Origin of the sequence: Actinomadura sp. NPDC000600, from assembly GCF_040492135.1 — a bacterium.
Lineage (GTDB): Bacteria > Actinomycetota > Actinomycetes > Streptosporangiales > Streptosporangiaceae > Spirillospora.
Map to the genome: position 1 here is coordinate 315,400 of NZ_JBEUPD010000001.1, position 22,286 is coordinate 337,685.

At 71.3% G+C, this 22,286-nt stretch carries 26 protein-coding genes; 10 read left to right on the forward strand and 16 right to left on the reverse strand.

Going from position 1 to position 22,286, the window contains the following annotated elements:
- Positions 1 to 36: 36 nt before the first annotated feature.
- Positions 37 to 651: a cob(I)yrinic acid a,c-diamide adenosyltransferase gene (locus tag ABWI07_RS01410; RefSeq protein WP_353817341.1), complete on the reverse strand. Its 615-nt coding sequence runs from the start codon at positions 649 to 651 to the stop codon at positions 37 to 39.
- Positions 652 to 722: 71 nt separating this feature from the next.
- Between ABWI07_RS01410 and ABWI07_RS01415 the strand changes: the two genes are divergently transcribed.
- On the forward strand, positions 723 to 2,315 hold the full coding sequence (locus ABWI07_RS01415; RefSeq protein ID WP_353817342.1) for a GMC family oxidoreductase: 1,593 nt from the start codon (positions 723 to 725) through the stop codon (positions 2,313 to 2,315).
- Between the two features lie 341 nt (positions 2,316 to 2,656).
- Here the strand turns inward: ABWI07_RS01415 and ABWI07_RS01420 are convergent, their stop codons facing one another.
- Together ABWI07_RS01420 and ABWI07_RS01425 are read right to left on the reverse strand one after the other, a co-directional pair.
- On the reverse strand, positions 2,657 to 3,007 hold the full coding sequence (locus ABWI07_RS01420) for a VOC family protein (RefSeq protein ID WP_353817343.1): 351 nt from the start codon (positions 3,005 to 3,007) through the stop codon (positions 2,657 to 2,659).
- A 50-nt stretch (positions 3,008 to 3,057) separates the two neighbouring features.
- On the reverse strand, positions 3,058 to 3,870 hold the full coding sequence (locus ABWI07_RS01425; RefSeq protein ID WP_353817344.1) for an SDR family NAD(P)-dependent oxidoreductase: 813 nt from the start codon (positions 3,868 to 3,870) through the stop codon (positions 3,058 to 3,060).
- Between the two features lie 133 nt (positions 3,871 to 4,003).
- Here ABWI07_RS01425 and ABWI07_RS01430 point away from each other — a divergent pair, with 133 nt between their 5' ends.
- The 3 genes from ABWI07_RS01430 to ABWI07_RS01440 all read left to right on the forward strand — a co-directional run bounded on the left by ABWI07_RS01430 (position 4,004) and on the right by ABWI07_RS01440 (position 6,311).
- A complete protein-coding gene (locus ABWI07_RS01430; RefSeq protein ID WP_149259407.1) occupies positions 4,004 to 4,660 on the forward strand; it encodes a winged helix-turn-helix transcriptional regulator in 657 nt (218 codons plus the stop codon).
- A 113-nt stretch (positions 4,661 to 4,773) separates the two neighbouring features.
- Positions 4,774 to 5,841 (forward strand): DUF6745 domain-containing protein, encoded by a 1,068-nt coding sequence (locus tag ABWI07_RS01435; RefSeq protein WP_353817345.1) that lies wholly within the window; start codon positions 4,774 to 4,776, stop codon positions 5,839 to 5,841.
- Positions 5,842 to 5,852: 11 nt separating this feature from the next.
- Positions 5,853 to 6,311: a DUF8820 family protein gene (locus tag ABWI07_RS01440; RefSeq protein WP_353817347.1), complete on the forward strand. Its 459-nt coding sequence runs from the start codon at positions 5,853 to 5,855 to the stop codon at positions 6,309 to 6,311.
- A gap of 52 nt (positions 6,312 to 6,363) precedes the next feature.
- On the opposite strand, the gene ABWI07_RS01445 is transcribed toward ABWI07_RS01440, so the two are convergent.
- Positions 6,364 to 7,548 carry an FAD-dependent monooxygenase gene (locus ABWI07_RS01445; protein ID WP_353817348.1) on the reverse strand — a complete coding sequence of 395 codons (1,185 nt, stop codon included), beginning with the start codon at positions 7,546 to 7,548 and terminating at the stop codon, positions 6,364 to 6,366.
- 325 nt (positions 7,549 to 7,873) lie between these two features.
- Here ABWI07_RS01445 and ABWI07_RS01450 point away from each other — a divergent pair, with 325 nt between their 5' ends.
- Positions 7,874 to 9,259 carry an FAD-binding oxidoreductase gene (locus ABWI07_RS01450; RefSeq protein ID WP_353817349.1) on the forward strand — a complete coding sequence of 462 codons (1,386 nt, stop codon included), beginning with the start codon at positions 7,874 to 7,876 and terminating at the stop codon, positions 9,257 to 9,259.
- Here the strand turns inward: ABWI07_RS01450 and ABWI07_RS01455 are convergent.
- From ABWI07_RS01455 to ABWI07_RS01470, 4 genes are all read right to left on the reverse strand, one after another.
- Positions 9,256 to 9,735: a GNAT family N-acetyltransferase gene (locus ABWI07_RS01455; protein WP_149259412.1), complete on the reverse strand. Its 480-nt coding sequence runs from the start codon at positions 9,733 to 9,735 to the stop codon at positions 9,256 to 9,258. The genes ABWI07_RS01450 and ABWI07_RS01455 overlap by 4 nt on opposite strands.
- Before the next feature lie 53 nt (positions 9,736 to 9,788).
- Complete coding sequence (locus ABWI07_RS01460; protein ID WP_353817350.1) at positions 9,789 to 11,288, reverse strand: aldehyde dehydrogenase family protein; 1,500 nt, start codon at positions 11,286 to 11,288, stop codon at positions 9,789 to 9,791.
- A 65-nt stretch (positions 11,289 to 11,353) separates the two neighbouring features.
- Entirely contained in the window at positions 11,354 to 12,712 is a 1,359-nt protein-coding gene (locus ABWI07_RS01465; RefSeq protein ID WP_353817352.1) for a carotenoid oxygenase family protein, read from the reverse strand.
- 36 nt (positions 12,713 to 12,748) lie between these two features.
- Positions 12,749 to 13,366 carry a hypothetical protein gene (locus tag ABWI07_RS01470; RefSeq protein ID WP_353817353.1) on the reverse strand — a complete coding sequence of 206 codons (618 nt, stop codon included), beginning with the start codon at positions 13,364 to 13,366 and terminating at the stop codon, positions 12,749 to 12,751.
- A gap of 93 nt (positions 13,367 to 13,459) precedes the next feature.
- Here ABWI07_RS01470 and ABWI07_RS01475 point away from each other — a divergent pair, with 93 nt between their 5' ends.
- Positions 13,460 to 14,041 carry a PadR family transcriptional regulator gene (locus ABWI07_RS01475; protein WP_353817354.1) on the forward strand — a complete coding sequence of 194 codons (582 nt, stop codon included), beginning with the start codon at positions 13,460 to 13,462 and terminating at the stop codon, positions 14,039 to 14,041.
- A 10-nt stretch (positions 14,042 to 14,051) separates the two neighbouring features.
- On the opposite strand, the gene ABWI07_RS01480 is transcribed toward ABWI07_RS01475, so the two are convergent.
- Together ABWI07_RS01480 and ABWI07_RS01485 are read right to left on the reverse strand one after the other, a co-directional pair.
- The gene (locus ABWI07_RS01480) at positions 14,052 to 14,495 is read right to left on the reverse strand and encodes an ASCH domain-containing protein (RefSeq protein ID WP_353817355.1); all 444 of its coding nucleotides are present in this window, start codon (positions 14,493 to 14,495) and stop codon (positions 14,052 to 14,054) included.
- An 82-nt stretch (positions 14,496 to 14,577) separates the two neighbouring features.
- Positions 14,578 to 15,399, reverse strand: coding sequence for an SDR family oxidoreductase (locus tag ABWI07_RS01485; RefSeq protein ID WP_353817356.1), 822 nt, complete (start codon positions 15,397 to 15,399; stop codon positions 14,578 to 14,580).
- Positions 15,400 to 15,481: 82 nt separating this feature from the next.
- Here ABWI07_RS01485 and ABWI07_RS01490 point away from each other — a divergent pair, with 82 nt between their 5' ends.
- Positions 15,482 to 16,120 carry a TetR/AcrR family transcriptional regulator gene (locus ABWI07_RS01490; protein WP_353817358.1) on the forward strand — a complete coding sequence of 213 codons (639 nt, stop codon included), beginning with the start codon at positions 15,482 to 15,484 and terminating at the stop codon, positions 16,118 to 16,120.
- Here ABWI07_RS01490 and ABWI07_RS01495 read toward each other — a convergent pair.
- From ABWI07_RS01495 to ABWI07_RS01510, 4 genes are all read right to left on the reverse strand, one after another.
- Complete coding sequence (locus tag ABWI07_RS01495) at positions 16,117 to 16,938, reverse strand: site-2 protease family protein (RefSeq protein ID WP_353817360.1); 822 nt, start codon at positions 16,936 to 16,938, stop codon at positions 16,117 to 16,119. The two genes, ABWI07_RS01490 and ABWI07_RS01495, sit on opposite strands and share 4 nt — an antisense overlap.
- Before the next feature lie 52 nt (positions 16,939 to 16,990).
- The gene (locus tag ABWI07_RS01500; RefSeq protein ID WP_353817361.1) at positions 16,991 to 17,599 is read right to left on the reverse strand and encodes a TetR/AcrR family transcriptional regulator; all 609 of its coding nucleotides are present in this window, start codon (positions 17,597 to 17,599) and stop codon (positions 16,991 to 16,993) included.
- Positions 17,600 to 17,630: 31 nt separating this feature from the next.
- Positions 17,631 to 18,038 (reverse strand): DUF3224 domain-containing protein, encoded by a 408-nt coding sequence (locus ABWI07_RS01505; RefSeq protein WP_160160916.1) that lies wholly within the window; start codon positions 18,036 to 18,038, stop codon positions 17,631 to 17,633.
- Positions 18,039 to 18,115: 77 nt separating this feature from the next.
- Positions 18,116 to 19,063: a quinone oxidoreductase family protein gene (locus ABWI07_RS01510; RefSeq protein WP_353817362.1), complete on the reverse strand. Its 948-nt coding sequence runs from the start codon at positions 19,061 to 19,063 to the stop codon at positions 18,116 to 18,118.
- Positions 19,064 to 19,163: 100 nt separating this feature from the next.
- On the opposite strand from ABWI07_RS01510, the gene ABWI07_RS01515 reads away from it, so the two are divergent.
- From ABWI07_RS01515 to ABWI07_RS01525, 3 genes are all read left to right on the forward strand, one after another.
- A complete protein-coding gene (locus tag ABWI07_RS01515; RefSeq protein WP_353817363.1) occupies positions 19,164 to 19,604 on the forward strand; it encodes a MarR family winged helix-turn-helix transcriptional regulator in 441 nt (146 codons plus the stop codon).
- Positions 19,605 to 19,693: 89 nt separating this feature from the next.
- Positions 19,694 to 20,176 (forward strand): winged helix DNA-binding protein, encoded by a 483-nt coding sequence (locus ABWI07_RS01520; RefSeq protein WP_353817364.1) that lies wholly within the window; start codon positions 19,694 to 19,696, stop codon positions 20,174 to 20,176.
- Positions 20,177 to 20,269: 93 nt separating this feature from the next.
- Positions 20,270 to 21,028, forward strand: coding sequence for a DUF6928 family protein (locus tag ABWI07_RS01525; RefSeq protein ID WP_149259424.1), 759 nt, complete (start codon positions 20,270 to 20,272; stop codon positions 21,026 to 21,028).
- An 11-nt stretch (positions 21,029 to 21,039) separates the two neighbouring features.
- Here the strand turns inward: ABWI07_RS01525 and ABWI07_RS01530 are convergent, their stop codons facing one another.
- The gene (locus ABWI07_RS01530) at positions 21,040 to 21,480 is read right to left on the reverse strand and encodes a YybH family protein (protein WP_353817365.1); all 441 of its coding nucleotides are present in this window, start codon (positions 21,478 to 21,480) and stop codon (positions 21,040 to 21,042) included.
- A gap of 94 nt (positions 21,481 to 21,574) precedes the next feature.
- Positions 21,575 to 22,255: an endonuclease NucS gene (gene nucS, locus ABWI07_RS01535; protein ID WP_353817366.1), complete on the reverse strand. Its 681-nt coding sequence runs from the start codon at positions 22,253 to 22,255 to the stop codon at positions 21,575 to 21,577.
- Positions 22,256 to 22,286 lie beyond the last annotated feature (31 nt).

Here is a 22,286-nt window from a genome sequence, read left to right on the forward strand (position 1 = left end):
TCAACCGGGGGTGGGGCTAGCCCCACCCCCGCCGCCTCAGCGCTCCCCGCCGGGCTTCCACAGGACGTCGCCGTGCTCGGCGTTGGCGACGCGGCAGAGGATGAACAGCAGGTCCGACAGCCGGTTGAGGTACTTGGCCGTCAGCGGGTTCACGCCGCCCTCGGCTCCGGCGTCGGCGCTGCCGTGGGCCTCGATCGCCGCCCATGCGGACCTCTCGGCGCGGCGGGTCACCGTGCGGGCGACGTGCAGGAGCGCGGCGCCGGGCGTCCCGCCGGGGAGGATGAAGCTGCGCAGCGCCGGAAGCTCGGCGTTGTGCTCGTCGCAGGCCTCCTCCAGCCGCTCGATGTAGGACGGCTCGATGCGCAGCGGCGGGTACTCCGGGTCGGGGACGACGGGCGCGCACAGGTCGGCGCCCACGTCGAACAGGTCGTTCTGGACGCGGGTCAGCAGCGCGACGAGGGGCTCGGGCAGGGCGCCGAGCGCGAGCGCCGTGCCGATCGCGGCGTTGGCCTCCTCCACGTCGGCGTACGCGGCGAGGCGCGGGTCGGTCTTGGACGTGCGGGACGCGTCGCCGAGCGCGGTGGTGCCGTCGTCCCCGGTGCGGGTGTAGATCCGGGAGAGCACGACGGGATTGTCCCTGTTCTTCGCCATGAGCAGCAGCCTAGCCCTGCCGCAGGCAGAAGCCCGTTCGGTAGGGTTTCGGAAAGACCTCGGAGGCCGCCGTGTACGACTACATCATCGTGGGAGCGGGCAGCGCGGGCTGCGTCCTCGCCGCCCGACTGACCGAGGACCCCTCCGTGAAGGTCCTCCTCCTGGAGGCGGGTCCGCCCGACGACGCCCCCGAGATCCACATCCCGGCCGCCGTGGCCGCGCTGATCAAGGGGCCGTACGACTGGGACTACGCGACCGTCCCGCAGGAGCACGCGGCGGGGCGCAGCGTGTACTGGCCGCGCGGGCGCACGCTCGGCGGCAGCTCGTCCACCAACGCGATGATCTACATCCGCGGGGCCCGCCACGACTACGACACCTGGCGCGACTCCTACGGCTGCGAAGGCTGGGGCTACGAGGACCTGCTGCCCTACTTCCGCCGCGCCGAGGACCAGCAGCGCGGCGAGCTGCCCTACCACGGCGTCGGCGGCCCGCTGCGCGTCGAGGACCTGCGCTACAAGCACCCGCTGACCCGGGCCTGGGTGCAGTCGGCCAAGGCGTACGGCCTCGCCGCGAACAACGACTTCAACGGCGCCGACCAGGACGGCGTCGGCTTCTACCAGGTCACCCACAAGCGCGGGCGCCGCTGGTCGACCGCCGCCGGCTACCTGCACCCGATCGAGTACCGCCCGAACCTGACGGTCGTCACCGACGCCCTCGCCACCCGCGTCGTGATCGAGGACGGCCGCGCCACCGGCGTCCGCTACGAGGCGCGCGGCGAGACGATGTCGGCCCGCGCCGAGGCCGAGGTGATCCTGTCCGGCGGCGCGGTGAACAGCCCGCAGCTCCTCATGCTCTCGGGCGTCGGCCCCGCCGACCACCTGCGGTCCCTCGGCATCGACGTCCTGGTCGACTCCCCGGTGGGGCAGCGCCTCCAGGACCACCCCTTCGTGAACGTCATGTTCGCCACCCCCCGCACCAAGCCCCTCTGGGAGCTGGCGAACGCCCGATCCTTCGCCCTCTACCAGGCCCTCGCGCGCGGCCCCTACGCCTCGAACGTCGCCGAGGCCGGCGGGTTCACCCGCACGGTGGAGGGGCTGCCCGCCCCCGACCTGCAGTACCACGTGCTGCCGACGCCCTTCGTCAACCAGGGCCTCACCGAGTCGTCCGAGCGCCTGCTGTCGGTCATGGTCACCGCGGTGGCGATCGCGAGCCGCGGCGAGCTCACCCTGCGCTCGGCCAGCCCGCACGCCAAGCCGCTGATCGATCCCGCCTACCTCGCCGACAAGGCCGACCTGGACATCCTCGTCGCCGGCGTCCGGCAGGCCCGCGAGATCGCCGCGACCGGGCCGCTGGCGTCGCTGATCGGCGGCGAGTGGGCCCCCGGCGAGCAGGTCGACTCCGACGAGGCCATCGCCGACTTCGTCCGCCGCGAGGCCGCGACGCTGTTCCACCCCACCAGCACGTGCGCGATGGGCGGCGACGACGCCGTCTGCGACACCGAGCTGCGCGTCCGCGGCGTCGAGGGCCTCCGCGTGGTGGACGCCTCCGTCATGCCGACCGTCCCGCGCGGCAACACCAACGCCCCGACGATCGCGATAGCCGAGCGCGCCGCCGACCTGATCCGGGGCCGGACGCCCCTGACCCCCGCCGGCGCCCCGAAATGAGGAACGCCCCCGCCGGAGACGGCGGGGGCGTTGCCGCGTGGGCACAGGCTGCGGGGCTCACCGCTTGCGCGCCTTCGCGATGCGGGCGCGACGGCTGTTCTTCGCCTCCGTCCGCAGCGCGCGTACCCGGTCCTCGATGACGACCTTCATGAACTCCTGGCTGAACATCCGCTTCTCCTTGTTCCCGCCGGGCCCTCTTGGCCCGACATGTACAAGGTTCGCCCTAAGGCCCCACCCCCTACATCGGGACGAAGCCCTATCTAGGCATGCCTAGGACGCCTTAGACCGCTCCGTCCCGACGGCGGCATCTGAGGCGAGCGCGGACGGAGTAGGACGACGGCTCAGCCGTCCTTCTTCCACTCGATGATCTGGAGGTAGTTCCCGTCGGGGTCGGCGAACGTGCCGAACCTGCCCTTCGCCCGATCCTCGACGGCGATCCACTCCGCCCCGGCCGCGTTCAGCTGCGCCTCCACGGCGTCGAAGTCGTCGACGTGGAAGTTGATGATCGTCCGCCCGGGGTCGTCGTTCTTCGGCCGGACGTCGTCGCGCCCGTCGATGACGAGCAGGAACCCGCCCAGGTCGATCGCGCCCTCGCCGGCGGACTCCGGCGCCAGCGCCTTGACGTACCAGGCCCGCAACTCGGCGGGACGGGTCGTGCCGAGCAGCATGCTTCCGGGCTTCAGCGTCGTCATGTCGAATCTCCTCACTGTTGGTGTCCTGCCGACCGCGCGCGCCTGGGGAGTCAGTCCACCAGGGCGCCGCCGGACAGGTTGGCGACCGTGCCGGTGATGGCTCCGGCCCGGTCCGAGGCCAGGAACGCGGCCGTCTCCGCGATCTCGGAGAGCGTGGGCAGCCTCTTCAGGAGCGTCCCCTGCACCATCCCCCCGCTTTCGAGGAAGTCCTGGACCGACTGGCCGGCCGCTGCCGCGGACCGTTCGAAGAGGTCCGCGGTGTAGGAACCCGCGGCGGGCCCGTCGACCACGGCGTGCGGGCGGATGGCGACCACCCGGACGCCGGCGGGCGCCAGCTCCGCGGCCAGGAGCCGCGAGAACGCCTCCTTGCCGGCCGAGCTCACCCCGTGCCCCAAGATGCCGGGCACGGCGAGTCTGGCGCCCGGCTCGGACAGGGTCAGGACCACGCCGGGACGCCCGCGGCCCATGTGCCGCGCCACGGCCTTGCTCGTGATGAACAGGGTCCGCAGAAAGCCGTCGATCGGCCGCATGAACTCCTCCAGGGAGAGATCCGCCAGCGGAGTCCCCTGGTCGTGCATGACGCTCACGGCGTTGAGGGCGACATCGATGCCGCCGGACGCCGCCGCGACCGCATCGGCGTGCTTGCCGACCGCCTGGGGATCGAGGACGTCGACCTGGGCGGTCTCGACCGTTCCGCCCGCGGCGGCGATGTCGCGCGCCACGGCGTCGAGCCTCGCCTGCGTCCGGCCTGCGATGAAGACCCTCGCGCCTTCCCGGGCGAACACCCGTGCGACGGCGCCGCCGATGGCGCCCCCGCCCCCGTAGATCACGGCGTTCCTGTTCTCGAGCAGCAGTCCGCCCATGCGTCCTCCAGGTGATCGGTTCTCCGTGCCCAACGGTAGACACAGTTGCTTGTTAAAAACAACTAGTAGTAGTTGTAAGAAACAACTAGACCTTGTGCTAGTTTCGGGCGCGAAGGACGAGGAGAGGGAGGCCATGCCGACCAGCCGTAGCTACCGGGACTCCTGCGGCATCGCCCGGGCCCTCGACGTCGTCGGGGAGCGATGGGCTCTCCTGGTCGTCCGCGAGCTGCTCCTGGCGCCGCAGCGCTTCTCGGAGCTGCGGCATGCGCTGCCCCACGTCAGCTCCAACGTGCTCGCGGACCGGCTCCGAGAACTCGAGCACAACGGGGTGATCCGCCGCGCGCCGGCAGCGGCGGAAGGCCCGAGGGTCTACGAACTGTCCGAGAGGGGCCGGCAACTGGAGCCCGTCCTGATGGCTCTGAGCGACTGGGGCGTCTCCGTCCCGGAACCCGCCGCGCCGTCCTCGCTCAGCGCCACCTCCGTGCTGATCTTCCTGCGCCGCGCCGCCCGCCCCGACCCCGCGGCGCCCCCGACGACGTGCCGCCTCGAACTCGGCGGCCGGGTCTGGACGATCCGTCTGGCGTCCGGACGGGTTCAGGTGGAGCCCGGCGAACCCGCGAAGGCGGACGTCTCGCTCCGTACCGACCCCAAGACGCTCAGCGCCCTGCTGACCGACCCGGACGCGCTCGCGACCGCGTGCGCCGACGGCAGCGCCGCCGTCGTGGGAGATCTGCCGGCCATCGGTCGGCTGCTCCACGCGGTCGCCGACCCGTGGCCCTCCGGCGGCTAGCCGAGTCGCCGCCGCCCCGGCCCCGAGGGGTGGACGGCGGAAAGCCGCTGTGCGAAGATCCGAGCCATGATCGATGAAAGGGGCGACGCCGCCCTCATCCGGTGAGCGTCGACGTGCAGCGGGAAGCTGCCGCCGTCCGCGCGGAGTGGCTCGGGCATCTGCTCTCCACCGCGCCCGCCGACCGTCCGGCCGCCGAGGCCGCCATCTCCGAGCTCTACCTGCTGATCGGGCTCGCTCCACCCCGCTTCCACTGGGTGCCGTCGCCGCTGGCGGCCCTGGAGACCGTCCCGCCCGGCATCCGGCCGAGCCCGTACGAGAGCGCGGACCGCCTGTCCGACTGGCCGCTGCCGAAGCGTTTCCGCCGGTTGGTCAGTGGATTGTCGGTGCAGTTGGACACCCAGGTCATGCAGCGCTCGCGGACGCTGGACCCGATGATCCGGCAACTGATCCGGATGCCGGTCGCGGACTCCGTCCGGAGCACGGTGCGCCTGGCGCTCTGGTCGGAGTACGAGAGGTTCGAGCGGAGCGACTCCTGGCACGCGGCCCTGTGCCCGTCCTGGAGCGCCCACTATGACGCGGTTCGCCGGATGTCCGGCGTGGTCTTCACGCCCGAGCAGGATCGTCTGCTCGGCCTGTGGGCGACGCAGGCCCGGTCCTGCGCCTGGTGGTTGCCGCGCGAGGACGTCTGCGTGGTGTCCGAGCGGCCCGTGGAACTCCACACCGAGGTCTGGGGCGACGAGCGGCAGGTGCGCCTGCACCGCCCGGACGGCCCCGCGCTCCGGTACGCCGACGGGTGGGACGCGTACGCCTGGCACGGCACGAAGGTGCCGGCCTGGGTGGTGGAGGACCCGAGCGTCGAGCGGATCGAGCGGGAGGCCAACGTCGAGGTCCGGCGGTGCGCGATCGAGCACATCGGCTGGGGCGGCTACATCGACCGGGCCGGGCTGCGGCTCGTGGCCGCCGCCCCGGACCCCGGCAACCCCGGCTCGGAACTGCGCCTCTACGACCTGCGCGAGCAGACCAGGGTGCTGCTCGCCGTCAACGGCTCCGTCGAGCGCGACGGGCACCGCCGCCGGTACGGGCTGGCGGTCCCGGGCGTCTTCACCGACCCGGTCGCCGCCGCCGGATGGACCTACGGGCTGTCCGCCGAGCAGTACTCCCGACTCGTCCGCCGAACCTGAAGGTGATCCCTATGACCGTGAACCATGCTCCGCCCGTGACCCTCGCGTCCCTCTCCCGGCAGACCGGGCTCGCCGTGCTCGACCATCTCGAGCGGTCGGTCCGCATCCCCGTCGTCGACGGCATCCAGGCCCAGGGCGATCTGATCGTCATCCCCATGTCCGAGATCTCGGATCTGTCGTTCTGGCAGCACGGCACGTGGACGGACGTGCCGTCCGAGGGCGTGGAACTGCTGCGCGGCGCGGCGGGCGGCAACCCGCACACCCTCGTCGCCGACCCCGGCACCTGCCGCTGGACGACGAACGTGTCCGAGCCCGGCGGCCTGGTCATCGGCGTCTTCGAGGCGTCCGCCCCCGTCTACCTGCTGCACCCGGAGCACGGCGCGTCCGGCTGCACGCCGGGCCGCTACGCCGTCCGCCGCCAGCGCGAGTACACCCCCGGCGGCTGGGGCTCCCGCCTCGTCGCCGACTGAGCCCCGGCCGGGCCGCCGCGGGGGAGCGGCGGCCCGGCGTATGCGGGTCGTGTCAGTAGTCGCGGATCTGGAAGCCGTCGATGATGTCCGGGGTTTCGTACCGGGGCGCTTCGGCGCTCGGGGCCGCCATGGCGTCCTCCGAGAAGTCGGGATGCCGGGCCCGCATCTGGGCGATGTTGGTCAGGGCGAGTTCCTGGTTGGCGGCCACGTACGCGCGCAGGCGGTCTCCGTAGGCGGTGAAGGCCGTGCGGTGGTCGCCTTCCGCGGTTCCCAGTTCGCCGGCCAGCACGTACGCACCGACCAGGGCCATGGTGGTGCCCTGGCCGGACGCGGGGGATCCGCAGTAGCCCGCATCTCCGAGCAACGCGACCCGGCCCTGCGTCCAGGAGTCCATGTGGATCTGTGCCATCGCGTCGAAGTGGAAGTCCGGGGCGTCCCACATGTGCTCGAGCAAGCGCGGCATCTGCCAGCCGGCCTTTGCGAACCGGTCGGCCACCAGTTGCTTCTGCTCCCTGGCGGATGGCGGGAGGAACCCCGCGGGCGGCTCGGGGGACTCGATGCCGACATAGACGCGGGCCTCGGTGTCATCGCGGACACTCATGATCATCGCGCCCCACGGGTTGCCGGGCATCTGGTAGACCACCTGCCAGCGGTGCAGTCCCAGCTCGTTCGGCACCGTCCACACGCCCAGATAGCCGCCCAGGTGACGCAGGAACTTCTCCTCCGGCCCGAAGACGAGCCGCCGCGTGTCCGAGTGGACGCCGTCGGCGCCCACGACCAGATCGAAGGTCCGTGCCGCTCCGCTGCGGAACACCACCCGCACCTCTTCGGCGTCCTGTTCCAGCGCGGCGACCGCGTCGTCGAAGACGTAGTCGATCTGCTCCTCGCCCGCGGTGTACAGGATCGCCGCGAGATCATCGCGGAGGATCTCGACGTCGGGGCTTTCGAGATCCCCGCCGCTGGCGGTGCGTTCGGTCGTGCTGAACAGCTCCCGGCCCTCGTCGTCGACCATCGACATCCCGCGCAGGCCGGTGCCGTGGCGGCGGACCTCCTCCAGCACTCCCATCCGCTCGAGCACGTCCAGCGCCGGTCCCCGAACGTCGATCGCCTGCCCGCCCGGACGCGGCCCCGGCGCCCGCTCCACCACCGTCACCTCGAACCCGTACCGGTGCAGCCAGTAGGCCAGTGCAGGTCCACCGATGCTCGCACCGCAGATGAGCACCTTTGCTTTACGCATGCCCAGCTCCTTTCAAGGCCGCCTGAATCCCGATGGCTCAAGACTCATCGGCAGCGCTGACACGGAGCTGACATCGGCTCTCGCCCATCCACGAAGCATCTACAGCACGCTGACACCACGCTGACGCCGGAGTCGAGGTCAAGCGATCTCGATGAAGCGGGGATGGCCATGGGGGGTTATTTTTCCCTTTTGCCCGATTATGCCGTGATTCGGGTGGCAGTAACCGGTAGGAGGGGGACTCCCGCCGGGAGAGGCTCGGCGGGGTCATCGAGACCATGGGCGCGGAGGTGCGGGACGCGTCGCGGCGCCGGACGGGGGAGGCCTGATGACGGCCACGGTACTGGAATCCATGCGCACCACACTGCGGGGTCCGGTGATCGGCCCGCAGGACCCGGACTACGGCCGGGCCCGCTCGATCTACAACGCGATGATCGACAAGAGCCCCGCGGCCATCGTGCGGTGCTCCGACGCCGCGGACGTGATGGCGGCGCTCGGTCTGGTCCATGAGGCCGGCGCGGAGGTCGCCGTCCTGGGCGGTGGACACAGCGGCCCCGGCCTGGGCCTGGTGGAGGGCGGCGTGACCGTGGACCTGTCGCCCATGCGCTGGGTGCGGGTCGACCCGGAGGAGCGCACGGCCGAGGTCGGCGGGGGAAGCCTGCTGAGCGACCTGGACCACGCCACCCACCCCTTCGGGCTCGCGGTGCCCACGGGGATCGTCTCGACGACCGGGGTCGGCGGCCTCACGCTCGGCGGCGGCCACGGCCATCTCACCCGCAAGTACGGCCTCACTGTGGACAGCCTGCTCTCCGCCGACGTGGTGCTGGCAGGCGGCTCACTGGTCACCGCTTCCGAGTCGCGGAACCCCGACCTGTTCTGGGCGCTCCGCGGTGGGGGCGGCAACTTCGGCGTCGTCACCTCGTTCACCTTCCGGCTGCACCCCGTCGACACGGTCGGGGTGGGCCTCACGGCCTGGCCGGTCGACGCCACGCGCGACGTGCTGCGGTGGTACCGCGACTTCCTGCCGCAGGCGCCCGAGGACCTGAGCGGCTTCGCCGCCCTCATGGTCATCCCGCCCGCGCCGCCGTTCCCCGAGGAGCTCCACGGCCGCAAGATGTGCGTCGTCGTCTGGTGCTACACCGGCGAGCCCGCGGACCTGGAGAGCGTCCTCGCGCCGGTGAACGAGCCCGGCCGGCCGGCTTTCACGTTCACCAGCCCGATGCCCTATCCGATGCTCCAGTCCATGTTCGACGACCTCGTCCCGCCCGGCCTGCAGTGGTACTGGCGGGGTGACTTCTTCGACCGCATCCCCGACGAGGCCGCCGAGATCCACCAGAGGTTCGGAGCGGAGATCCCCACCGACCTGTCCATCATGCACCTCTACCCCATTGACGGCGCGGCCCAGCGGGTGGGGAGGGACGACACCGCCTGGGGCTATCGGGACGCCACCTGGTCCGCCGTCTTCGCCGGCGTCGACCCGGACCCCGCGAAGGCCGCGACGATCCGGCGGTGGTGCGTGGACTACTGGGAGGAGCTCCACCCGTACTCGATGGGCGGTTCCTACGTGAACTTCCTCGGCACGGACGAGAGCGAGGACAGGGTCCAGGCCACCTACCGCGACCACTACGACAGGCTGGCGGAGATCAAGGCGAAGTACGATCCCGCCAACTTCTTCCGGGCGAACCAGAACATCAGCCCGGCGGCGCGCCATTAGGCGACTTCCACGAAGCCCAGGCGGTCGTAGAGGCGGCGGGCGCGGCGGTTGCGGCGGGTCACGGCCAGGGTGAGGGTGTCGTGGCCATCCGCGGCCAGGGCGTGCATGACGGCCTGGACGAGCCCCTGGCCCAGGCCGCGGCCCGCGTGGGCCGGGGCGGTGAACAGGAAGGCGAGCAGGGGGAGCTCGCGGTAGAGGGTGACGAGGGCGGCGCCCACAGGGCGGCCCTCGTGGTCGGCCACGAACGACCCGTCCGGGAGGAACGTGCCGTACTCGCCGGCCATGGTGAGGTGGATCTCGCGGACGGCGCCCTGGACGTCCCCCACGTCGGCCTCGTCGGGGGTGCCGCGGTAGGCGTCCCACATCAGGGCGGCCAAGGCGGGGACGTCGCCGTCGGTGAACGGCCGGAAACCGGGCGGGGGAGGAGGCGCCGCGCCCAGGCGCACCTCAAGGCGGCTCCGCACGGGGGCGTTCATGGTGTCGAGTGTAGGCGGGGCCCCCGCCGGAGACCGGCGGGGGCGTTCCCCGGTCAGCGCTTGTAGCGGCGGCCGTGGATCATGTTGATCATGCCGAGGACGCGCGCCATCTCCTTCTCGCTGCGGGCGAAGGTGGTGAGGTTCATGGTCGCGAACCGCTGGCGGGTGATGGCCTTCGGGCGGGCGAACTCGCGCAGGCCGTCCGCGCCGTGGATGCGGCCGAAGCCGGACTCTCCGACGCCGCCGAACGGCAGGGCCGCGACCTGGGCGAACGCGGCGAACGCGTTGATGGACGTCATGCCCGACCGCATCCGGCGGGCGACGTCCATGGCGCGCGACTTGTCGCCGGAGAAGATCGTCCCGGCGAGGCCGTAGCTGGTCCTGTTGGCCTTCTCGACCGCCTCGTCCATGTCCTTCACGCGGTGGACGGTGATGGTGGGGCCGAACGTCTCCTCGCACACGGCGGACGAGTCGTCCGGGACGTCGGTCAGCACGACCGGCTCCACGTAGGGCTTGCGGACGGACTCGGCGCCGCCGACGACCGCCTTGCCGCCCTTGTCGATGGCGTCCTTGATGTGGCGTTCGATGACGTCGAGCTGCGAGGGCATCGTGATGGGGCCGTAGGCGGCCTCGCGGTCGAAGCCGGGACGCAGGTCGCGGGCCTTCTCGGTCAGCTTGCCGAGGAACTTGTCGTAGGCCTCGTCCACGACGTAGATCCGCTCGACGCCGATGCAGGTCTGGCCCGCGTTCGACATGGCGCCCCACAGCGCGGCGTCGGCGGCGGCGTCGAGGTTCGCGTCGGCGTCGACGATGCAGGCGTCCTTGCCGCCGCACTCGGCGACGATCGGGGTGAGGTTCTCGGCGCACGCCGCCATGACGCGCTTGGCGGTGCGGGTCGAGCCGGTGAAGGCGATCTTGTCGACGTGCGGGGACGAGGCGAGCGCCGCGCCCGTCTCGCCGAGCCCGGTGACCGTCTGCAGGACGGGGTGCTCGGGGATCACCGCGGCGAACAGCTCGGCGAGGAACACGCCGACGCCCGGGGTGTACTCGGACGGCTTGAACACCACGGCGTTGCCGGCGGCGAGCGCGTAGGCGATCGAGCCCATCGGGGTGAAGATCGGGTAGTTCCACGGGCCGATGACGCCGACGACGCCGAGCGCCTGGTACTCCAGGACGCAGCGCTGGTTGACGGCCATGAGCCCGGGGTAGACGTTGCGCGGCCCGAGGACCTTCCGCGCGTTGCGCGCCGCCCAGTCCAGGTGCGTGATCGCCATGATCGTCTCAAGCTGGGCGTCCTGGACCGGCTTGCCGGTCTCCTGGTGGATGAGCTCGGCCATCCGGTTCAGGTTGCGGGCGAGCGAGCCCTTGACGTTCAGCAGCCGGAGCCTGCGCTCCTTCCAGCCGAGGGCGCGCCACCAGTCGGCCGCCTCGCGGGCGCGCTCGACCGCCGCCGCCACGGCGGCGGCGTCCTGGACGGGGTGCTCGGCGACGACCTCGCCGGTGGCCGGGTTCAGCGACGCGAACGTCTCGGTGTTCTCCGTGGCCACGGACATGGGGACCTCCCGGGAGGGGCCTGGTAAGTGACTGCTTGCACGGCGGTACCGGCTAGTAAACCACCCTAGGCGCCGGATCGGGCGTCGGGGATCCAGCTTCCGTGGAATCCGGCCGGGACGCGGCGCGGCAGCCGGACGGTGGCGGTGTGCGAGAGGTCGGCCGCGTCCAGCACCAGCAGGTCGGACGCCGCGTCGCGGGTGACGATCGACAGCAGCCAGCCCTCGTCCTCGGCGCGGGCCCCCTCGGCCGGGACGAAGACCGCCTCGCCGACGTGCGCGTCCTCGCCGAAGTCGTGCGCGGACGTCCCCTGCCCGCGCAGGTCGTACTTCACGATCGAGCCGCCGCCCACCGTGTAGAGGTAGCGGTGCTCCCTGCCGGTTCGGGTGTCGTCGTGGGTGGGGAACTCGACGCCGCGGTCGTCGATGGACTCCTCGGCCGCGCGGCCGGTCGCGGGGTCGAGGACCCAGCGGTGCAGGCTCGCGCTCTGCGAGCGCGCCGCCCCGGTGGCGGGGTCGACGGTCCCGCCGATGTCCCCCCACAGGGCGCCGAAGTTCTCGGGACGGTAGCGCGCGCCGTCCACCACGACCCGTCCGGCGGCGTCCTCGTGGGCGTTGCCGACATGGAAGACGTAGCAGGGGTCGATCTCGTACCAGGCGACCTCGGCGGTGCCGTCCCGCCGCATCACGCCGAGCCGGGCGCCGTAGGCGTCGTCCCAGACGTACGGCATGCCGGTCGTTCCGGACAGCGCCAGGTCGAGGTCGAACACCACCGGCAGGTCGAGCCAGACCACGTGGTTCTCGGTGATCGCGAAGTCGTGCATCATCGTCGGGCCCGGCACCTCGACCTCGCGGCTCTCGACCAGCGTCCCGTCCGCCGCGAGCCGGTGGAAGGTGAGGTAGGGCTCGAACACCCCGTACCCGAAGAACAGGAGCTCGCCGGTGGCCGGGTCCTCCTTCGGGTGCGCGGTCATGGCGGTGGTGAGGCGCCCGCCGAAGTCGCACGCGCCGACGGTCTCCAGCTCGGGCGTCACCTCGTAGGGGAACCCGGCCTCCACCAGCGCCCAGATCTTGCCCGCGTGCGGGATCACATGGGTGTTGGCCTGCACCGCGCGGCGGTCGAAGGTGAGGTCGTCGCGGACGAAGGACGTCCCGTGGACGAAGGCCTCGGTCCGGACCCAGCGGTTGCGGTACCACTCGGCCCGGCCGTCCCGCAGCCGCACGCCGTGGATCATCCCGTGGCCGCTGAACCAGTGCCTGCTCGGCTCGCCGGGCCTGGGGTTCGGCCCGTTGCGGAAGTACCGGCCGGTCAGCTCGGGGGGCAGCGCGCCGGTGACCTCCAGGTCGCGGGCGCCGGTCTCGTCGGGGACGGGTGCCAGGGGTCCGTCCAGCCAGGTGGCGGGGCGCTCGGTGGTGTTCTCGCCCATCTCGGTGCTCCTTTCCGAGCCGGTCTTCGGCGGGGGTCAGCGAACGGACGGCTCGGGCTGCGACGTGGCGGGCGCCTCTGTCAACGGTAGTCCGAGCCGGGTCAGATGGCGCCTGCGCGCGTACTCCGGGTACCGCGCGGTGCAGACGGCGGGGACCATGAACCCGGCGACCTTCACCGCGACCAGCAGCGCCGTGGCGTCCGGTGTCCAGTGCTGGACGCAGCCGAGGGCGGCCGCCAGCACGGTGAAGCTCGCCGCCCACACGGCGGTGAGCACGCGGTTGATGCTCCGGAACAGGTCCGTCGCGGCGATCTCCGCGGTGACCTGGCGGCGCGCGATGCCCGCGGTGAAGGGGCGTCCGAGCAGGAGCGTCCCCCAGGCGGTGAGGGCCAGCCAGCCGATCGCGAGCGAGGCGCCGTAGTCCAGCACCGCCGAGCCGGGGACGGTGAACGCGAGCGCGGTCAGCGCGGCCATGAACACCGAGGTGGAGGCCTCCAGGATCAGCGAGTCGGCGCGGTGGCCCCGCCGCAGGTCCAGCGCCGGCAGGACCAGCGCGGCGACGAGCCCGGCTGCGGCGCCGGCCCGGTCGTCGAAGCCGCTGACCACGGCGAGCAGGATCCAGGGGAGGAAGGTGCGGGCGTAGTACTTCGGCATGCCGGGGGCTCCTGGCTTCACGTTCCAACTTTGACACGTCGAAGATAGACGTTCCAATTTTGACATGTCAACAGTGAACGTTAGAGTACCGGCATGAGTTTGCGACACGCGGTGCTCGGGCTCATCGCCGAGATGGACGGCGCCAGCGGCTACGACCTGCTGAAGATGTTCGAGATCTCGCTGGGGAACGTCTGGCCGGCCCGGCAGAGCCAGATCTACGGCGAGCTGGGCAAGCTCCTCGACGCCGGGCTGATCGAGGTCGCCGAGGAGGGGCCGCGGGGCCGCAAGGCGTACGGGATCACCGAGCCCGGCCGCGCGGAGCTGCGCCACTGGCTGGTGGACGTCCGCTCGAAGGGAAGCCGGAAGGACGAGCCGCTGCTGCGGGTCTTCTTCCTGGGCCTGGTCGAGCCGGAGGAGGCCCAGCGCTACCTGCGGGGGCACGCGGCGGGGCTCGAGAAATACCTCGACGAGCTGGCCGCGCTCGAGAAGGGCATCGACTGGGGCGAGGACGACCTGTCCGTCTACGGCCGCCTGGTCATCGAGTACGGCAAGCGCTACGCCGCGATGCGCCGCGACTGGTTCGAATGGGCCTCCCACGAAATCGAGTCCCTCAACGAGCGCGGCCACCGGAAGAAGCAGCCCGGCACGCGTGAGGACTCCAGCGCGGGCGAGTAGTCGGGCGCGGCTAGGCGATCGAGTCTTCGCCCGTCGAAGCGTGCCTTCCGGCCGCCTCCACGAGCCTGAAGCGTTCGGTCACGACCAGTGTGTCGTCGTCGAAACGAGGAGTGCGGCCGAGGTACTCGCTCACCGGATCGCTCTGGAAGAGGGCCCTGTGATCCGCGATCCACTCCGAGACGTCGGCATAGCCGCGCCCTTCGGCCCGCACGTACTCCTCGTCGATCTCCTTGACCGGCACGACCCGCACCTCGACGAGCTCGATCGTCGCCGCCGGATCCCCCTGCGAGTCGACCACGCAGAACCGCTGTCCGGGCTCGGGGACCGCTTCGCCGGCCCGCTCGTAGAGCTCCGGCAACCCCGTGAGCGCCGTCTTCTCTCCGGACAGGATCGCTTTCACTCCGCGATCCCGCTCGGGTCCCGGTAGAGCCAACTCCAGCTCCGGATACTCCATCCCGCGAGAGTACAGACGGGCGCGCCGGCGAGGGCGGGGAGGGCCGCGAGCTGGGTGGCTCGCGGCCCGGTGGCGGGGTGGGTCAGCGGAAGTCGTGAGCGTGGTCGGCGGCCCACTCCTTGAACGTCCGGCCGGGGCGGCCGGTGATGCGCTCGACCTCCCCGGACGGCTCGACCGGGGCGTCGACGGCCTGCGCGCGCAGGCGGAGCAGGATGTCGACCAGGCCCTCGCGCATGTAGGGGCGGCCGAGCATCTCCTCCCGGGCCCGCTCGGGAGGGATCTCCTCGAAGCGCGCCGGGAGCCCGGCCGCCTCGCCGATCAGCTCGACCATCTCCGGATGGGTGACCACCTCGGGGCCGGTCAGCACCGGCTTGGCGTCGACCAGGTCGTCGGTGAGCAGGGCCTTCGCCGCGACGGCCGCGATGTCGCGCTCGTGGATCGGCGTGCTGCGCGCCGCCGCGTACGGCTCGCGGACGGGCTCGCCGGCGCTGATCGCCTCGCGCCACGCCAGCGCGTTGGTGGCGAACTCGCCGGGCCGCGTGAACGTCCACTCCATGCCGGTGGCCTCGATCGCCCGCTCGATGGCGAGGTGGTGCGAGGCCAGCTCGTTGGACGGGTCGTCGTCCAGCGCGGCGGCGGACGACAGCATCACGACGCGCCGGACACCGTGGTCGGCGGCGCGGGGGAGCAGGTCGCCGAGGCCGCCCCAGAACGCGGCCGGGTTGAGGAAGAGCGACGTGACGCCGTCCAGCGGCATCTCGTCGGTGCGGGCGACCTGCGCCTCGCTGGGCAGGTTCGCGGTGGCGGGGTCCCGGGACAGGGCGCGGACGGCGGCGCCCGCGGTCAGCAGCTCGCCGACGAGATGGCGTCCGACGTTCCCGGTCGCTCCGGTTACGAGAATCATGCGGCCAGCTTCAACCAGTTGGATGAAGTTGTCAAACAGCCGGATGGTTGAACCGATCAAACATCCGGCTACCATGGGGGTCGTGACGGACACGACGAAGCGCCCCGCGGCGAGGCAGGCGAGGCGCGCCCCCGCCCCGGACGAGCGCACGCTCGACGCCGAGCGGTCGCGGCGCCTGCTGCTGGACGCCGCGCTGGACGAGTTCTCCGCCAAGGGCTACGCGGGCGCCCGCGTCCAGGACATCGCCGACCGCGCCGGCGTCAACAAGCAGCTGATCAACTACTACTTCGGCGGCAAGGAGGGGCTGTACCGCGAGCTCCACCGCCGCTGGACGGAGCGGGAGGCCGAGTTCAACGACCCGGCCGTCCCGTTCGACGAGATCGTGGCCCGGTATCTGCGGCACGTCCTGGACGACCCGCGCGGCGTGCGGCTGAACGCCTGGCGCGGCCTCACCGAGGACCTCGACGACATCCCGCCCTGTGACCGCGAGGACCTCTCCGACATCGAGCGCCGCCAGGCCGCCGGGGAACTGCCCGGCGAACTGGACCCGGCCGCGATCATGTTCGCCGTCATGGCGCTGGTGTCGGCGCCGGCCGCCAAGCCCCTCGCCGTCCGCCACGTCTTCGGCATGGACCCCGGGTCACCCGAGTTCCAGGAGCACTACACCGACCAGCTCCGCCGCATCGTCCGCCGCCTGATGACCGGTTCCGCCGACGACTAGTTCTGCCACCACATGAACAGCGAGTGGCCGAGCTGGATCGGGTGGTTGATCCGCTCGTCGAAGACGTCGAAGGGGAACTCGCCGAGGCCGATGGCGTCGGTGATGTAGTAGATGACGTTGAAGAAGCCCTCGTTGATCGGGCCCAGCCACAGCAGCGCGATCAGGACGAGGAAGACGTAGCCGCCGTAGGCGTTGGCCTGGTTCGCCCAGTGGCGCGGCAGGTACGGCTCGATGATCCCGAAGCCGTCCAGGCCGGGGATCGGCAGCAGGTTCAGGATCGCCGCCGTGACCTGGAGGAAGGCCAGGAACGCCAGCCCCGACCAGAACAGCGCGTGCTCGGCGTCGGCGAAGTTCTTGAAGATCACCGCGAGCATGACGGCGTACAGCGCGTTCGACAGCGGGCCCGCCGCCGAGATCAGGCTGTGCCGCAGCCGGCCCGGGATCACGTGCCGGTCGATCCACACCGCGCCGCCCGGCAGGCCGATGCCGCCCAGGATGATGAACACGACGGGGATGAGGAAGCTCAGCGTGACGTCGGAGTACTTCAGCGGGTTCAGCGTGAGGTAGCCCTTGGCGACGACGCTGCGGTCGCCCGACCGGTAGGCCATGTACGCGTGCCCGAACTCGTGCAGGGACAGCGACAGCACCCACGCCGCGATCACGAACCCGAACAGCGCGATACGGCCGGGCTTGTCCAGGATCGTCCCGTAGCGCCAGGCGATCAGGCCGCACAGGATCGTCGCCCCCACGACCGCGAGGAACACCGGGCTCGGCCGGACGGCCGCGTTGCCCCGCATCCCGCGCGCAGTGCCATTCATCGTTCCCGGCCCCTCTCGCCGCGCCGTCTCCGCGGCGTCCCGTCCCAGATCCTCATGCCGAGGCCGTCCGCCCGGACGCCGGCGCCGCGATGACCGGGACGACGTAGGTGCGCAGGAATCGGCGCAGCCCGTCGGCGTCCCGGTCGCGGTCCATCACGATCAGCGAGGTGATGATGCGGAAGAGGAACTCGACCGTCCCCTCCACCTCGATGTCGGCGCGCAGCGTCCGCTGCCGCTGCGCCTGCTCGAAATAGGGCCGCACGTACTCGCAGCACAGCGCGAGCACGTGCTCGGCCGCCCCCGCCACCGCCGCCTGCATGTGGCCCGCCGCCTCGGGGACGAGGAAGTGCGCGATCGCGGGCTCGTTGCGGACGTAGTCCACCGCGTCCAGCGTGCCCTCGACGATCGCCTCCGAGACCGACCGCTCCCGGCGCAGCCGGTCGGCGAGCCGGTCGAGGAACCGGTGCAGGTCGCGCACCACCACGGCGAGGATCAGCTCGTCCCGCCCGCCGGTGACGCTGCGGTACACGGTCGCCCGCGAGAGCCGCGCGGCGGCGGCGATGTCCTCGACCGTGGTCTTGGCGACACCGAAGCGGCCGAAGCACGCTTCGGCCGCGTCGATGATGCGCTCGCGCGTGGCGTCGCCGGTGACCGGGGGCATGAACCGAACATTACCGGCCGGAGATCGGCGCTCAGTCCAGCGTGTACTCCAGCGCCCAGGTGTGCCCGCCGTCCTCCGCGACGGAGATCTGGCCGACGCCGCGGATGCCGGCGAGCTCGCCCGTCCCGGAGGTGGGGACGATGAGCCACCGCAGCCACTGGGTGTCGGACGTCCCGTCCTCGCTGCCCGCGCTGTGCTGCAGGACGAACGTCCCCTCGCGGCCGTGCAGGATGCCCTGGACGTGCTCGATCCCCACGTAGGCGACCGGCCCCGCCGGCGACTCAACCGTGATCAGCTCGGTGGAGCTCGTCCCCACGAGATCCCCGTGGAACGTCTTGCCGACGTGGACGCGGGTCAACCGGTTGCCCGCCTGCTCGTCGTAGGGCTTGTCGGCGTCCCACGCCTCGATGTCGAAGCTGCCGCTGGCTTGAAACGTCATGCCCGCCATGATGCCCGTCCCGTCCGACGCCGGGGAGCCCGCAGACAAGATCACCTGTCCTTCCGCGCCCCCGGGATTCAGGCGATGCGGAGGACGCTCTTGCCGTGGACGGCGCCGTCGGCGAGGCGCTGCACGGCGGTGTCGAGGTCGGCTGCTTCGTATTCGGCGGTGATGTCGATGCTGACCTGGCCGTCGACGACGAGCCGGAGGGCTTGGCGCGCGCTGTCGGCGAGCCGCTCCGGGTGGGTCTGGCTGAGCAGGTTGCTGTTGTAGGTGAGCAGGGACTTGCCGTCCATGAGCAGGTCGTTGGCGGAGACCTGGACGGGCTCGAAGGTGGCGATGTTGCCGTAGACGGCCAGCCGGCCGTGCGGGGCGAGGCGTTCCAGGTTGGCGAGGCGGGCGGGTCCGCCGATGGGGTCGAGGATCACGTCGAACCGCTGGTCGTCCAGGGCGTCGGGGAATTCCTCGCTCACCAGGACCCGGTCGAACCCGAACCCGGCGGCGTAGCCGGTCTGCCCGGCGTTCCCGACCACGCCGACCGTCGTCCCCGCCCCGGCGGCCTTGGCGAACTGGACGGCCAGGGAGCCGACGCCGCCGGCCGCGGCGTGGATCAGCACGCTCTCGCCGGAGCGCACGCGGGCGACGGTGTTGACCAGGTCGTAGGCGGTGGGGGTGATCCAGCCGAACCCGGCGGCGGTCCGCGGGTCGAGGCCGGCGGCCTCGAAGGCGAGCACATCCGGCGCGAGGACCACTTCGGCGTACGCGCCGCCGCTGGTCAGCGCCGTGACCTGCTGCCCTATGCGGCCGGGGTCCACGCCGTCGCCGACCGCGATGACGCGCCCGGCCGCCTCGAAGCCGGGGACGAACGGGCGCGGCAGCGGGAAGTGGCCGCCGCGGACCAGCACGTCGCCGTACTGGATCCCGGCAAAGGCGACGGCGATGGCGACCTCGCCGGGACCGGGGACGGGCTCGGGCAGATCGGCGAGGTGGAACTGGTCGTCGGTGTCGAGCACGACGGCTTTCACGATTGCAGCCTCCTGAGCTGAATCAGTAACCTGACACTCGGGAACCTAGCGATTCTCAGCATGCTTAGTCAACACAGCAATCTGTGAAAGTGGTGGGACGGTGACCGAGATCCCGGTCGAGGAGTACCTGTGCACCCGCATCCGGCGCACCGAGCAGGCGCTGATGGGCCACCACGAGGCGGTGCTGCGCGGCTACGGGCTCACGATGACGCAGTACACGGTGCTGCTCACCCTCTCCCGGGAGGGCGGCATGTCCGGTGCCCAGCTCGCGCGCGCCTTGGGCGTCACCCAGCAGACCATGGCCACCGTCCTGACCGGCCTGCAGAACAAGGGCCTCGTCGTCCGCGAGCCGTCCCCGGTGCACGCCAAGGTCATGATCGCCACACCGACCGAGGAGGGCCGCCGGCTGCTGGAGCGCGCCTACGGGGAAGTGATCGTGCTGGAGCGCGCGCTGACCGACGCGTTCACCCCCGCCGAACACGCGGCCCTCTGCGAACTGCTCGACCGCGCGGCGGCCATCCTGGTCCAGCAGACGCCGTGACGCGCGAGCCCCGCCGGCGGGCACCCGGCTTCGCGCCTTGACCTCAACTTAACTTCAGGTTCTACGGTTGCCGCATCAATGATCATTCGATGGGAGCACCGCACATGGCGACCCAGCAGGTTTCCGACGCCGAACTGGCCGCCCAGCCGGTCGGCTACTGGACCGGACTGGCCTACGAGTCCATCATCGCGTTCATCCGGGCCCGGCAGGCCGAGCTCGGCCTCACCCAGCCCCAGTTCTGGCTGCTGCGCCACCTGTCGAAGAACGATCTCTCGTCCGACGGCCGGGGCATGACCGTCCCCGAACTCGAGCAGGCCATGAAGTCCTACCTGAGGCGCGAGGACGACCTGGAGGCCGAGGCGAAGGTCCTGCTGGAGCGCGGCTGCCTCACCCGCGACGGCGAGGGCCGGTGGTGGATCACCGAAGCGGGGGAGCAGGCCCGCCTCGACCTCAAGCGGCACACCCCGGAGATCCGCGCCCGCATCCACGAGGGCATCGACGACGCCGACTACGCCACCACCGTGAGAGTCCTCCAAAAAATGATCGACAACACCGGCGGCCCCGCGGCCTAGCGCGCCGGCCGCACGGCGGGAGGAGTGTCAGCCCCGGTCCGTAGAGTCCTCATCCGATCAAGGGCGCATGCCCGAACACCGGTGAGGAGCGGCATGGGAGCGAAGACGGCGTTGCTGGCATTCGCGGACGGGGACGTCCGTTCGGCGCTGGCCGGGGCGTCGGACCCCGACCGCGCCGCGACCGAACGCCTGGTCCGGCGGGTGCATCCGGGCTTCGCGGTCGAGGGGATCGCGGACGGCCGGCTCGATGACGCCTATCCGCCCGACGACGTCACCTTCGCCCTCGCGGCGGCCGGGGTGGACCTGGTCATCGACCGCAGGCTCGTGCTCGACCGCCCGTCGGAACTGCCCGAGCATCTCCGACGGCTGGGCGCGGGACGCCGGGTCGTCATGCACGGGATGCACTCGGTCGTCGACTGGCTCGCGTTCGCGATCTGGGAGGACGGGACGCTGGTGCGCTCGCTGAGCCTTTCCCCCGACAGCGGCATCATGGAGAACATCGGCGAACCGCTGGAGTTCGAGCGGCCGTACTGGGCGGGCGAACGCGCCGTGGAGCCGGATCCGACCTGGGACGACGAGGAGCCGTATGCGCTCCCGTTCCATCCGCTGGAGATGGGCGAGGACGCCCTGCGGTTCCTGTTCGGTTTCGTCATCGAAGGCCGTTGGGAGGACACCGACATCGACGCCGGGGCGGTCCCCGTGCACGGGTTCCGGGTGACCGATCCGACAGGACGCGAGCAGGCCGAACGTGAAGCCGCCTACGCCGATGCGGTCGCGAACATGGGCCCGCCCCGGTTCTTCCAGCTGGGCCCGAACGGACGCATGGAAGAGATCGGCATCGATGGCCTCTGAGCGGTCTCTTGTCAGGGTTGGAGGTCGGTCGCTCCCTTGCCGGTCGGGATGTCGAGGGGGACGGAGACCTGGTCGTGGGCGATCAGCCAGGTGTCGCCGGTCTTGCGGAAGCAGAAGGTGGCCCGGACCCACATGCCGCTCGTCGCCGTTCCGTTCCCCAGCGTGCCGCTGAGCCGGCCGAAGCCGTGGCCGAAGGCCACCTCGTCGCCCACGGTGAGCGTCAGGTCGCGGATCTCGTAGGACACGTCCTGGAAGAACGTGAACACGTTCGTCCAGTTCTTCAGCTTCGCCGCGATCCCCACGTGCTGGAGCGGCGGCTCGACGTCGAAGGACACGACGTCAGGCGTGTACACCTGCTCCAGGGCCTTCAGGTCCTTGGCGCGGATCCCTTCGACGATCTTGTCGATCTGCTCGCGGATCCTGGCTTCCTCGACCTCGTGCTGCGTAGGCATGACCACCCATCCCCGTTCGTCGTGGAGTTCGGCTTCTCATTGGTACGACGGAATGGAGGCCGGAAATGTGAGGTCGTGCGGCCCGGGAGGGGCGTCAGAAGAGGGTGCCCTCGTGCTCGATGCCGCGGAGGGCGTCGTAGTCGAGGGTGACGCAGGTGATGCCGCGGTCGGTGGCGAGGACGCGGGCCTGGGGCTTGATCTCCTGGGCCGCGAAGACGCCCCGGACGGGGGCCAGGTGCGGGTCGCGGTTCAGCAGCTCCAGGTAGCGGGTGAGCTGCTCGACGCCGTCGATCTCGCCTCGGCGTTTGATCTCGATCGCGACGGTGGCGCTGGCGGCGTCGCGGCAGAGGATGTCGACCGGGCCGATCGCGGTGGGGAACTCGCGGCGGATCAGGGTGTAGCCCTCGCCGAGGGTGGTGATGTGCTCGGCGAGCAGTTCCTGCAGGTGCGCCTCGACACCGTCCTTCTGGAGGCCGGGGTCGATGCCCAGTTCGTGGCTGGTGTCGTGCAGGAACTCCTCGATGGTGAGGATGAGCCGCTCGCCCGACTTGCCGTGCGTGACCGTCCAGCGCGCGACGGCGCCGTTCTCCTCGTAGACCTCCTCGCGCAGCGAGCAGGGCGGGTTCATCCAGTTGAGGGGCTTGTAGGCGCGGTCGTCGGCGTGCACGCTCACGCTCCCGTCCGCCTTGATCAGGATCAGGCGGAGGGCCATCGGCAGGTGGGCGGTGAGCTTGCCGGCGTAGTCGACGCTGCAGCGGGCGATAACGAGACGCACGGTGCATCACCTTAGTGCGGCGTCCGGCCTG

Excerpts from the sequence above, each read along its gene's own strand:
- ABWI07_RS01465 (WP_353817352.1), bottom strand. The coding sequence starts at position 12,712 with ATGGGCGAGAACACCACCGAGCGCCCCGCCACCTGGCTGGACGGACCC.
- ABWI07_RS01495 (WP_353817360.1), bottom strand. The coding sequence starts at position 16,938 with ATGAATGGCACTGCGCGCGGGATGCGGGGCAACGCGGCCGTCCGGCCG.
- ABWI07_RS01430 (WP_149259407.1), top strand. The coding sequence starts at position 4,004 with ATGCCGACCAGCCGTAGCTACCGGGACTCCTGCGGCATCGCCCGGGCC.
- ABWI07_RS01485 (WP_353817356.1), bottom strand. The coding sequence starts at position 15,399 with ATGATTCTCGTAACCGGAGCGACCGGGAACGTCGGACGCCATCTCGTC.
- ABWI07_RS01475 (WP_353817354.1), top strand. The coding sequence starts at position 13,460 with ATGAGTTTGCGACACGCGGTGCTCGGGCTCATCGCCGAGATGGACGGC.
- ABWI07_RS01425 (WP_353817344.1), bottom strand. The coding sequence starts at position 3,870 with ATGGGCGGACTGCTGCTCGAGAACAGGAACGCCGTGATCTACGGGGGC.
- ABWI07_RS01470 (WP_353817353.1), bottom strand. The coding sequence starts at position 13,366 with ATGCCGAAGTACTACGCCCGCACCTTCCTCCCCTGGATCCTGCTCGCC.
- ABWI07_RS01460 (WP_353817350.1), bottom strand. The coding sequence starts at position 11,288 with ATGTCCGTGGCCACGGAGAACACCGAGACGTTCGCGTCGCTGAACCCG.
- ABWI07_RS01530 (WP_353817365.1), bottom strand. The coding sequence starts at position 21,480 with ATGCCTACGCAGCACGAGGTCGAGGAAGCCAGGATCCGCGAGCAGATC.
- ABWI07_RS01455 (WP_149259412.1), bottom strand. The coding sequence starts at position 9,735 with ATGAACGCCCCCGTGCGGAGCCGCCTTGAGGTGCGCCTGGGCGCGGCG.
- ABWI07_RS01445 (WP_353817348.1), bottom strand. The coding sequence starts at position 7,548 with ATGCGTAAAGCAAAGGTGCTCATCTGCGGTGCGAGCATCGGTGGACCT.
- ABWI07_RS01480 (WP_353817355.1), bottom strand. The coding sequence starts at position 14,495 with ATGGAGTATCCGGAGCTGGAGTTGGCTCTACCGGGACCCGAGCGGGAT.
- ABWI07_RS01525 (WP_149259424.1), top strand. The coding sequence starts at position 20,270 with ATGGGAGCGAAGACGGCGTTGCTGGCATTCGCGGACGGGGACGTCCGT.
- ABWI07_RS01450 (WP_353817349.1), top strand. The coding sequence starts at position 7,874 with ATGACGGCCACGGTACTGGAATCCATGCGCACCACACTGCGGGGTCCG.
- ABWI07_RS01420 (WP_353817343.1), bottom strand. The coding sequence starts at position 3,007 with ATGACGACGCTGAAGCCCGGAAGCATGCTGCTCGGCACGACCCGTCCC.
- ABWI07_RS01500 (WP_353817361.1), bottom strand. The coding sequence starts at position 17,599 with ATGCCCCCGGTCACCGGCGACGCCACGCGCGAGCGCATCATCGACGCG.
- ABWI07_RS01410 (WP_353817341.1), bottom strand. The coding sequence starts at position 651 with ATGGCGAAGAACAGGGACAATCCCGTCGTGCTCTCCCGGATCTACACC.
- ABWI07_RS01440 (WP_353817347.1), top strand. The coding sequence starts at position 5,853 with ATGACCGTGAACCATGCTCCGCCCGTGACCCTCGCGTCCCTCTCCCGG.
- ABWI07_RS01520 (WP_353817364.1), top strand. The coding sequence starts at position 19,694 with ATGGGAGCACCGCACATGGCGACCCAGCAGGTTTCCGACGCCGAACTG.
- ABWI07_RS01505 (WP_160160916.1), bottom strand. The coding sequence starts at position 18,038 with ATGACGTTTCAAGCCAGCGGCAGCTTCGACATCGAGGCGTGGGACGCC.